Origin of the sequence: Mongoliibacter sp. (genome assembly GCF_007692705.1) — a bacterium.
Lineage (GTDB): Bacteria > Bacteroidota > Bacteroidia > Cytophagales > Cyclobacteriaceae > Mongoliibacter.
The window spans coordinates 1-10,819 of record NZ_REBN01000223.1 but is presented as its reverse complement, the minus strand read 5'-3'; the positions used below and the strand labels follow the sequence as shown (position 1 = coordinate 10,819).

General features: G+C 39.7%; 8 protein-coding genes. 1 reads left to right on the top strand and 7 read right to left on the bottom strand.

Features of this window, described 5'->3' with window-relative positions; genetic code table 11:
* The 5 genes from EA341_RS15760 to cysS all read right to left on the bottom strand — a co-directional run.
* A partial coding sequence (locus tag EA341_RS15760) for a galactokinase family protein (protein WP_293016125.1) occupies nucleotides 1-215 on the bottom strand: 215 nt, incomplete at its 3' end.
* The gene (locus tag EA341_RS15755) at nucleotides 212-1,282 is read right to left on the bottom strand and encodes an aldose epimerase family protein (RefSeq protein WP_293016124.1); all 1,071 of its coding nucleotides are present in this window, start codon (nucleotides 1,280-1,282) and stop codon (nucleotides 212-214) included. The genes EA341_RS15755 and EA341_RS15760, both read right to left, overlap by 4 nt.
* A 155-nt stretch (nucleotides 1,283-1,437) precedes the next feature.
* Complete coding sequence (locus tag EA341_RS15750) at nucleotides 1,438-2,469, bottom strand: LacI family DNA-binding transcriptional regulator (protein WP_293016123.1); 1,032 nt, start codon at nucleotides 2,467-2,469, stop codon at nucleotides 1,438-1,440.
* Between the two features lie 21 nt (nucleotides 2,470-2,490).
* The gene (locus EA341_RS15745; protein ID WP_293016122.1) at nucleotides 2,491-3,471 is read right to left on the bottom strand and encodes a M28 family peptidase; all 981 of its coding nucleotides are present in this window, start codon (nucleotides 3,469-3,471) and stop codon (nucleotides 2,491-2,493) included.
* The gene (gene cysS / locus EA341_RS15740) at nucleotides 3,461-4,954 is read right to left on the bottom strand and encodes a cysteine--tRNA ligase (protein ID WP_293016121.1); all 1,494 of its coding nucleotides are present in this window, start codon (nucleotides 4,952-4,954) and stop codon (nucleotides 3,461-3,463) included. Before cysS ends, EA341_RS15745 begins: the two co-directional genes overlap by 11 nt.
* 368 nt (nucleotides 4,955-5,322) lie before the next feature.
* Between cysS and katG the strand changes: the two genes are divergently transcribed.
* Nucleotides 5,323-7,548 (top strand): catalase/peroxidase HPI, encoded by a 2,226-nt coding sequence (gene katG, locus EA341_RS15735; RefSeq protein ID WP_293016126.1) that lies wholly within the window; start codon nucleotides 5,323-5,325, stop codon nucleotides 7,546-7,548.
* A gap of 224 nt (nucleotides 7,549-7,772) precedes the next feature.
* Here katG and EA341_RS15730 read toward each other — a convergent pair whose 3' ends face one another.
* On the bottom strand, nucleotides 7,773-9,488 hold the full coding sequence (locus EA341_RS15730) for a DUF885 family protein (protein WP_293016120.1): 1,716 nt from the start codon (nucleotides 9,486-9,488) through the stop codon (nucleotides 7,773-7,775).
* Nucleotides 9,489-9,706: 218 nt separating this feature from the next.
* Nucleotides 9,707-10,615 carry an alpha/beta hydrolase-fold protein gene (locus EA341_RS15725; protein ID WP_293016119.1) on the bottom strand — a complete coding sequence of 303 codons (909 nt, stop codon included), beginning with the start codon at nucleotides 10,613-10,615 and terminating at the stop codon, nucleotides 9,707-9,709.
* Between the last annotated feature and the right edge of the window lie 204 nt (nucleotides 10,616-10,819).

Genomic DNA, 10,819 nt, shown 5'->3' with positions numbered 1-10,819 from the left:
AATTCTTCGTCAAAATCCAAGGAATAAACTCTTGCCTGGCTGCTATCGTTCTTTGCAATGCCAACTATCATTTTTTTGTCGATAGCGGCGGGCATTACAAAGCCTTCGTTATAATCTGTATGTTCTCCGATGAGGTTGATCCTGCCAGGAGAATATACCAATAATGGAGTTTTGTCGAAAAGGGCTTTAAATTTTTCTTCGATCAGGTTTTTCATGGCATGATGTCAAAAAGAAATGAAGTACTGGACTCAAAAACCTCTCCCTTATCAAGCACAATGCTTGGAAAATGTTCTTGGTTATGGCTGTCAGGAAAATACTGAGCTTCCAGACAAATGGCAGATCTTTTTCCAAAAGAAATATCCTTTTTACCCTTAAACGAACCATTCAGGTAGTTTCCTGTGTATACCTGTAAGCCTGGGGAAGTAGTAAGCAATTTCAATCTCCGGCCACTTTTTGTATCAGTCAGAATAGCGGATTCTTGTTCATCATTTAAAACAAAGCAATGATCAATTCCCCCGGCGAGATTGATTTGCTTGTCTTTTGACGCTAAAGTTGCACTGATTTTTTTTGGAGTGTTAAAATCGAAGACTGTGTCCTTAACCGATTGAAGTTCGCCTGTAGGAAGGCTTTTTTCATTCATTGGAAGGAATTTGTCTGCATTCACCTGGAATATGTGGTCTTCTATGCTGGTTTGAAAATCTCCACTCAAATTAATGTAGAAATGGTTGGTGGGGTTGAGAACTGTTTTTGAATCTGATGTAGCAGCATAACTTATAGTCAATTTCCCCGTCAAATCCAGCTTATAAGTAACCTGAATGTCTACAGTTCCAGGATAATTCTCCTCTCCGTCAGGGCTTTTATATGAGAATGTAACAGAGGCAGCTGTATCAGTTTGATTCGTTTCAAACTCCCATACTTTTTTATCCCATCCCTCAATACCACCATGAAGGTGGGTATTTCCTTGGTTTGGAGGAAGATTGAAAGTTTTACTGTCCAAGGAGAATTTGTTATCTGTAGCCCTGCCAGCGATACGGCCTACTGTGGCCCCTAGGTAACAATAATTGTTCAAATAATCCTTCTGAAGGAAACCATCTAGCGTATCAAAGCCAAGCAGGACATCTTCCATCATCCCATTTTTATCTGGAATAAAAAGGTGGGTCCAAGTGGCTCCGTAATTCATTACTGAAAACGATATTTTATCGGGGATTGAAATGGTAAAAATGGTAATCTCTACACCATTTGGTAATACACCAAAAGGTTGACTGGTCAATAATGGTTTCATGTGTTTATAATTTGTTTTTCAGAAATTACCCCGATGGATCGGGGCAGGCTATGGAATCTCGCCACCCCGATAGCTATCGGGGTCATCCCTTGTGTGATCCCGTAGGTACGGGATCATGCTCGATTTCATAGGTTTTTGAGGGTTCAATCGTAACTTCAGGAAGGATTGTTTTTCTTCGAGGAATTTCTTTCTACCAGAGTGGTTAAGAGTACAAAAGACTGCGGATCATCAGAGACAGTTTCATCAAGTTGGTCTAAGAGGTGGTTGGTCGCAATCTGTCCCATCTCATAGCCTGGCTGGGATACTGTAGTCAATGAAGGCTCTACAACTGCAGAAGTAGGGTTGTTGGTAAATCCTGCAAGTGCAATATCTTCAGGGATTTTGACTCCTTCTTCCTTCAGTGTAATCATGATATCTATTGCGAGTGGATCAATCATAGCAAAAATCGCATCAGGCCGATCATTCTCCTTAAGCATATCCAAGGTTACTTTTCTGTTCATTTCAGTAGTAAGGTCAGTAAAATAAACCCTACTTTCTTTTTCAGAAATACCGTACTCAGCCAAAGCCTCAAGGTAACCTTCCTTTCTTTTTTTACTGATATATAAATCCGTTGGGCCTGAGAAATAAGCTATTTTTTTACAGCCTTGTTTGAGTAGGTGGTTGACCACTAAATAAGCACCATGTGCATCATCTACGGTCACTTTAGAAACTGGAATCTCCTCAGTTACCCTGTCAAACATGATAAAAGGGATTTCCCTGTCATACAATTCCTGAAGGTGTTCATATGACTTGGTTTCCCGACTAAGGGATATCAATAGTCCATCAACCTGGGAAGAAACTAGCGTTCTTAAATTAGCTTTCTCCTGTTCAAAGGATTCGTTAGATTGACAGATCATGATATTGTAGCCCCTCTTATAGGCTGTATCCTGAATGCCGCTGATATTACTGGAGAAGAAGTGTGAAGTCAGTTCGGGCACTATTACCCCTAAGACCTTACTCTTACTTATCCGTAGACTTTGTGCAAGTAGGTTGTATTGGTAATTCATGCTTGTGGCCATTTCCACAATTCTCTTTTTGGTGTCCGGGTGCAATTCAGGAGAATCCTTCAATGCCCTGGATACTGTGGAGACGGAAACACCCAGTTTTTTGGCAATTTCCTTCATGGTTACCTGATGGCCCTTTTTCATGATTTTATGGTTTATAGAAATTTATTCTTGGTAAATGGTGAACAATACCGTTTGTCCCACTGCTTTCAAAGATCTTTTATCAATCAGATCCATATTATCGGCATGGGTGTGGTGGTAATGGCCAAAGCCGTAATCAGGAGAGAATTCGACAATATTGATCATCGGGATGCCTGCATTTCTATTGACAAATACGTGATCATCAATGATCTCCGGAGCATCTCTCATGACAAAGAAGTCTGAATATCCCAATTCTGAAGCGAAATTCCATACTTTATTCACAATGTTTTTGGCATATTGCCTAGAGTAGCCTTCTTTGTAAAACCTTGCTCCTTTGGCACCTACCAAGTCTACCAATATTCCATAGTAAGCATTATATCCGCTCTGATGTTTATTTTTTGACCAATGCTGAGAGCCTAGGCACCACCAGATCTGATTCGAATTTCGGATATTTGAAAACTCAGGCTCACCGTCATCCTCTCCATCAAAAAGAATAAAATCAATTCCGACATCAGGCTGATTTTGATCTGACGTAATGATTCTTGCTATCTCAAGTAATACTCCAACTCCTGAACCTCCATCATTAGCACCATCTATTGGTTCATCAATTCTTTCAGTATCCTTGTCTGCAATTCTTCTTGTATCCCAGTGCGCTGCCAGAAGAATTCTTTTGGAAGCTTCAGGTTTGTAAGATGCTATGATATTGGATAAATCCCATTTTAAGCCGTCATAAGTAGTCGCCTGAAAATCCTGTGTCTGCACTTGGAGTCCAAAAGATTCCAATTTCTGGATCAGCCAATCTCTCGTGTCTCTATGCCCTTGTGTGTTGGGAACTCTTGGCCCGAAATCTACTTGCTTTTGTATGTAAGCATATGCTGAATCAGCTGAAAATTCGGGGACTTCCTTATATACTATAGGCTCTTGGCTGGTTTCTGACGTTTTTTCAGTTCCGCATGACCAAATGAATAATAGTCCAACAAAAACTAAATAGTGTCTATTCTTCATATGCCCAATCAATTTTATCTTTCATATCTTTTACTACTATGCCCAGACCTTTTAATGCTGCCCTTATTTCATCTACCTTATTGTAATTGCGGGCAGTCTTTGCTTCCGAGTAGACTTGAAGTAGGGCTTCTAATAAAGCTTCTTGATTATTTGTTTTCTCCTCCTCAAGGCCCAGAATTTCTGTAATAAATACCCTATAGGTTTCTATAAGAAGATTGAAGGTTTCCTGTCCTAGTTGGCTAGGATGTAGTTGGCCGGTATGCAGAGAGTTGATTTTTTTCAATAAGTTGAATAAATGGCCTATAGCCTGTGCCGTATTGAAATCATCATCCATGGAACTGTAAGCCTGTTGGATACTCGATTTAATTTGATTGATTTGATTTTCATCAAGAACAATATTTTCATCTTCCAAAAAAACCAGTTTCTTACAGGTTCTAAGACCATTGATGATTTTTTTATATCCTTTTTGCGCAGCTCTCAAGGCCTCATTGGAAAAATCCAAGGTCGAGCGATAATGCGCGGTAAGGATAAAATACCGAATGGTCATTGGACTGTAGGCCTGATCCAATAGTTTGTGTTTACCGGTAAATAATTCTTGAAGAGTGATGAAATTCCCCAATGATTTCCCCATCTTTTGTCCGTTGATGGTGATCATGTTATTGTGCATCCAATATTTGGCCGGATCTTGATGATTGCAAGCGTTACCTTGAGCAATTTCACATTCGTGGTGTGGAAACATCAAATCCATACCCCCTCCATGTATATCGAAGTGCTTTCCAAGATATTTGGAAGACATAGCTGTACACTCTAAGTGCCAGCCTGGAAAACCGATTCCCCATGGTGACTCCCATTTCATTAGGTGTTCAGGGGCTGCATTTTTCCAAAGTGCAAAATCAACGGCATTTCGTTTTTCACCTTGACCATCCAATTCTCTGCTTCCACTCATCAAATCATCCAATACCCTTCCCGAAAGCTTACCGTATTGTTTTTGTTCATTGTATTTCAATACATCGAAGTAAACTGAACCATTGATTTCGTAAGCCAAGCCTTCATTAAGAATTGCCTGCACCAAGGAAATCTGTTCGGGTATATGGCCTGTAGCTCTTGGCTCTATGTTTGGTTTGTAGGTATTGAGCAAATCCATGTCTCTATGATAGCTGTCGGTATATTGCTGCGCTACCTCCATTGGTTCCAATTGTTCCAATTTGGCTTTTTTCGCAATTTTGTCTTCACCTTCATCAGCGTCACCGGTAAGATGTCCTACATCAGTTATGTTTCGCACATACCGTACCCTGTAGCCAAGGTGCTTTAGGTATCTGTTTACTGTGTCAAAGGTGATAGCTGGCCTCCCATGTCCTAAGTGAGCATCTCCGTAGACCGTAGGTCCACAAACGTACATTCCTACAAAGGGTGGGTTTAAGGCTTCAAAAACCTCTTTTTTTCTACTTAAGGTGTTATATATCTTGAGTTGGTGCTGTTTCATTTTTTCAAAGTGAAAAGTCCTTTTACCAGGCCTTTTGGATTAAGCTAATTACTAAACCGCAAAATAGCGTATAGAATTCGTTAAAAGAAAGAAATGTCTCTTCTGAGCTTATTTTCGTAAGATTTGTATTTTCTTTTTCAAATGCTGAACATCCTTAATCTCTGATTTTCACTTTTAATAATTAGTAATTTTTGGTAGTTTAAAGGGATTGAAAGAATGTAATACCCATAGTTTTTATCTATTGGTTTTTAATAATGATAAGCATTATCTTTTGACTTTAATTGAAAATTAATACTAACAATAAACTAACCTAATTATTTATTATGGCAGAAAAAGATTTAAACCCCAATGGTCCGACAAGCTACAATATGAATAGTAGTGGTAATGGCTCAGCTGAAGGAGATATCAGCAAGTGCCCGTTTCATAACGGAGAAATGAAGCAAGTAGCCGGCGGAGGGCCAAACAATCACGACTGGTGGCCTAATCAGCTCAAGTTGAATATACTCAGACAGCATTCAAGCAAATCCAATCCTATGGATCCGGATTTTAATTATGCTGAAGCTTTCAATTCCTTGGATTTGACCGAAGTGAAGGCTGAAATAGAAAAAGTCCTGACTACTTCCCAAGATTGGTGGCCTGCAGACTATGGGCATTATGGACCTTTTATCATCAGAATGGCCTGGCATAGTGCAGGTACCTATAGAGTAACTGATGGAAGAGGTGGTGGAGGTACCGGCTCACAAAGATTTGCCCCTTTGAACAGCTGGCCTGACAATGCTAACCTGGATAAAGCCAGATTACTGCTATGGCCAGTAAAGCAGAAGTACGGCAATAAACTTTCCTGGGCCGACTTGATGATTCTAGCCGGTAACGTAGCACTGGAATCCATGGGTCTGAAGACCTTCGGTTTTGGTGGAGGACGAGAAGATATCTGGGAGCCTGAGGAGGATGTGTATTGGGGGTCTGAGACAGAATGGCTCGGAGACAAAAGATATACTGATGATAGGGAGCTGGAGAATCCTTTGGGTGCTGTTCAAATGGGCTTGATTTACGTAAACCCTGAAGGGCCCAATGGAAAACCAGATCCATTGGCAGCAGCAAAAGATATTCGTGAGACTTTTGGCAGAATGGCCATGAATGATTACGAAACAGTAGCTTTGATTGCTGGTGGTCACACATTTGGTAAAACCCATGGCGCTGCTGACCCTGGGAAATATGTCAGTCGCGAGCCGGCAGGGGCTTCTATTGAAGAAATGAGCATGGGCTGGAAAAATTCCTTTGGCAAAGGACACTCCGAAGATACCATTACTTCAGGATTGGAAGGTGCTTGGACTACTTCACCTACCAAATGGAGCAATAATTACTTTGAGAACCTTTTTGGTTTTGAATGGGAACTTTACAAAAGCCCAGCAGGTGCTCATCAGTGGAGGCCAAAAGATGGTGGGGGTGCAGGTACAGTGCCTGATGCACACGATCCAAATAAAAAGCATGCACCTTTCATGTTGACCACAGATATTGCCTTGAAGGAAGATCCCGATTATGAAAAGGTATCGAGACATTTTTATGAAAATCCAGATGAATTGGCGGATGCATTTGCAAAAGCATGGTTTAAACTTATTCACAGGGATATGGGTCCAAAGTCTCTTTATTTGGGACCTGAGGTGCCTGAAGAAGATTTGATATGGCAAGATCCAATTCCTGCCGTAAACCATGAGTTGGCAGATGAATCTGATCTCCAAGGATTGAAGGAAAATATCCTTGCTTCGGGATTAAGTGTGTCTGAGCTGGTCTTGACCGCTTGGGCTTCTGCTTCGACGTATAGAAATTCTGATAAACGTGGGGGAGCCAATGGGGCACATATCCGCTTAGAACCCGCCAAAAACTGGGAAGCCAACAATCCTGAGCTTTTGGAGAGGGTATTGGATAAACTCGAGAGTATTCAGGAAGAATTCAACAGTAATGCCGGAGGGAATAAAAAAATCTCCATCGCTGATCTGATTGTCTTGGGTGGATGCGCAGCTGTAGAGAAAGCAGCCAAGGATGCAGGTTTTAATGTAAGTGTGCCATTTAAACCAGGGAGAATGGATGCTTCTCAGGATCAGACAGAAGTGGATTCTTGGGAATTTCTAAGGCCAAGAGCTGACGGATTCCGCAACTATATAATGGCAAATTGTCCCGTAAAGGCGGAAGACCTTCTCGTAGATAAAGCACAGTTGATGACCTTGACGGCACCTGAAATGACAGTGTTGGTAGGTGGAATGCGTGTCTTAGGAGCAAATTTCGATGGATCAAAACATGGGATATTTACCAAAACTCCTGGCAAATTGACCAATGATTATTTTGTTAATTTACTCGACTTGAACACTACTTGGAGGGCAACAAATGATTCAAACAATGTATTTGTGGGCAGCGATCGCAAAACTGGCGAGCCGAAATGGACTGGTACGAGAGTAGATCTTATTTTTGGATCAAATTCCGAGTTGAGGGGTATTTCCGAGGTTTATGGCAGTTCAGATAGCAAGGAAAAATTCGTGAGGGATTTTGTAGCAGCCTGGGATAAAGTGATGAGTTTGGACAGGTTTGACCTAAAATAATATGAATTTCAGATAAAAAAAGAAAAAGTGGTTCTCAAATGGGAACCACTTTTTTTGTGTCAAATTCAAATGTGAAATAATAATTTTATAACGTTTTGGCGATTGGCGAAGATGCGTATTTCGAAGCACTAAACTGTCAACCCAGTACAAAAGTTGATACGAGGCAGAATGTTCAATTAACCACTGAACCCGCTTTTTTGCCAAATGCCTGTTGTTATATTTAGTTAATTTTTCTTTTCGTTAACCCATTCATTTATGTTGTATCTTAAAGCACTTAAAGGGATAGAACCATTTTCTAATATTTTAGAATGAAACTGCTTTATGTTGAACTTTTCACCCAAATTTTCTTCTGCCATTTTACGTAGTGCTTTTATCTCCTCCCCACCAGCATCATAAGAGATCAATTGTGCAGGCCAGACAATACTTCTTTGGTATAGCATTAATGCTATATCTTCGCTATATCCAGATTCCATCACCAAGCTGATCACTTGTTCTTTAGACCAACCTTTTGTGTGTAATCCAGTATCAAACATAAAACCTCTAGCTGGCCAGGCGCGTCTTCCTATAAGGGATAATTTACTTTCATACAATCCCATTTCTTCTGATAATTGTTCGCCATATCTTGCCCAGCCTTCATCATAACTCGCCAGTTTAATAAACTTGGAAACAGGATGTAGCCCTTTAATATCTTTTGCTATGCCTACTTGAAGATGATGACCGGGATATGCCTCGTGAAATGCAAGTATTTCATTATCGCTCCTTTTTTGTTGGGTTGGGTTTTTTAAGTTGATTCTGTAATAAGCGGGCTTGTCTTCTGTGGCAGGTTCATAACTTCCCGCACCAGATTCGTGGGCTTCATAGGGTTTTATAATAACTTCTGTAGATGGTAGAACAGCAAACCACTTTTCAGATTCAGTTTTGGCCTTTGAAAGCAGTTTTGTGTTGACGGCTAAAATCTCTTCAGCTGAACTAAAATTATTGGAGGGATCGTTATTCAGTCGTTTTATGATTTCAGAAAAATCGTCTGTTTCATAAACTTCAAAACCAATTTTAGAAACAGCTGCTTTGTTTTCGTTCACAATTTTTTGACCCAATTGAAATAGTTCTTCGGCAGACTTGTTCGTGGTGGTCATTGCTCTGATATAAGCTTGATAACAATCACCCCCATTAGGCAGTGCCGTAACGGCAACTTTATCTCTTGCATTCGCCAGATATTCTGATACCAAATAATCTTGGTATTTTGAAAGACTTGGCAGAATGGTTTGCTTCACTAAGGCTTCCCAATCTTCTTTAAATTTAGGGTCTTCATCTCTTATGGCAGGCGACATGAATGGCGATTTTTCAATACTGTAGTCCTGTAATACTTGAAGTTGCGCAATCACAAGATCAACTATTTCCTTTGGCATCGTATATCCTTCTTCAATTCCTTTTTTTAAATTACCTATTTCGGTATCTACAAATGCCGGTAATTTGTTCCACCGCTCAAAAGCTTGGCTACGAAGCTTTGCGCTACCCACGGGCTGAAATTCCACCAATCTAACCCATTGCGATTGCCATCCATTTAAATGATTTACATTCCAAAGATTCCGTTTGCAAATTCGTAAACCGATATTCGCCTCAAGTTCTTCCTTTAACAACCAATAGGTAATTCTATCCTTCTGTTCTGAAATTTGATCGACTTCCAATTTAGACAGTTCAATATACAGACTGTCTTGATATTTTTCCCACCGAGATACTTCTGCTAATTCATTAGAGGTAATTCCATTATGTTCAGTTAGTTCAATATCTACATAATAGGCCCGTTCTGGGAATGTTTCTAAAGTCCTTTCGTAATACGAATCCGCTAATTCAATAATTGAAGGAGCACTTGTATTTTTTTGTGTGTTGTCTGAACAACTAATAAATGCAATGAGTCCAATTAAATAAAGATTATTTTTCATATTTATATTTATTTACAACGTGGTTCAGCTACCCGAAGGTGGTGATTTCGCAACACTTCACTGTCAATCAAGCATAACTCGTTCCGCCATAGCGGGAAACTTTGATAGAACTACGACTTGTCCTGCCTTAGCGGGCAAGCTTGGCCGGCAGGCATATTTAACCACTGAACCGCCACTTTTGGGTAGGTGCTGTTGAGTGTAGTGTATCTTTACTCGAACTATTTTTCAGGACTATAAAGTATTTTTAATGTTCTGTTTATCATTGCAGCTATTACAGATGTATGCGTCTCGTTTTCGAAAACATGAGTTGTAAGATGTAAACCGTTATAATTCTTGCTCCTAAGCGTATCAGTAAATTCATTTATCGCAAGTACCATTGATTTGGCCTCTAAACCACCTACTGACATAAAAACCTTTGCGGATAATTCTGTCTGGTTTTCTGAATATGATTTCTCAATGTCAAACATTACTTTGTTGTCCCACCATAAAGATGGGCTGTTTATTCCATATTTTGAAAAAAAACCAGGGTTAGATAGAAGGCAATAGCTTACAAATAGCCCACCCATTGAATGGCCAGATATACCTCTGTCTGTGGTTGTTTTATATTCTTTATCAACAAATGGGATAATTTCGTTTTTGATCACATCAAAAAAAGTTGCAGCACCGCCCGATACCAATGAACCACTAGGCAATTCAAATGTTTCTCTAAAGACAGGGTTTTCATCGGTGATTGAATCTTTGGTAGGTGTAAAGTCTGTCCATCTATCTGTCTGCCAAGGTATAAAAGATTCCTCCCATTCGTAGCCAATTCCCACAATAATTATATTTTCCAGTTCTCCAAACATATCCATAATTGTTCTAGATGCGTGAGCGATTGGGAAACTGAAATTTCCGTCTAAAATTAAAAAAATAGGATAATGTGTTGTATCATTTATTGAATAGTTCTGGGGCAACGATATATTCAAATTATAGGTATGCCCATTGATTGTAGATTTTAAAACATGAGATTGCTGCTTATTGATAGTCGGTGAAGAATTTGTCTGTGCTAATAATTTATAACTCGAAACTGCAGAAATTAAAATCAGGAAAGCGATATTTTTTATATTAGTAGTATATATTTTCATCATATCGATTTTTGTTGATTATTTAATATCACACCGTGATTCAGCTTGGAGACGGCGGGCATTCATAGACGTTCCCTGCCAACCTACTCCTAACTTCATAAAGATACTGATTTTATATTTACTCTGAACCGCCCGCTGGATCCAAGGTGATGTTAGAGTGCGTTATTCCTTTCGAATGCTTACAGGAATGTTAACCCAATTCTTTTA

Coding starts and splice junctions, on each gene's coding strand:
- EA341_RS15755 (WP_293016124.1), bottom strand. CDS start 1,282: ATGAAACCATTATTGACCAGTCAACCTTTTGGTGTATTACCAAATGGT.
- EA341_RS15750 (WP_293016123.1), bottom strand. CDS start 2,469: ATGAAAAAGGGCCATCAGGTAACCATGAAGGAAATTGCCAAAAAACTG.
- EA341_RS15745 (WP_293016122.1), bottom strand. CDS start 3,471: ATGAAGAATAGACACTATTTAGTTTTTGTTGGACTATTATTCATTTGG.
- cysS (WP_293016121.1), bottom strand. CDS start 4,954: ATGAAACAGCACCAACTCAAGATATATAACACCTTAAGTAGAAAAAAA.
- katG (WP_293016126.1), top strand. CDS start 5,323: ATGAATAGTAGTGGTAATGGCTCAGCTGAAGGAGATATCAGCAAGTGC.
- EA341_RS15730 (WP_293016120.1), bottom strand. CDS start 9,488: ATGAAAAATAATCTTTATTTAATTGGACTCATTGCATTTATTAGTTGT.
- EA341_RS15725 (WP_293016119.1), bottom strand. CDS start 10,615: ATGATGAAAATATATACTACTAATATAAAAAATATCGCTTTCCTGATT.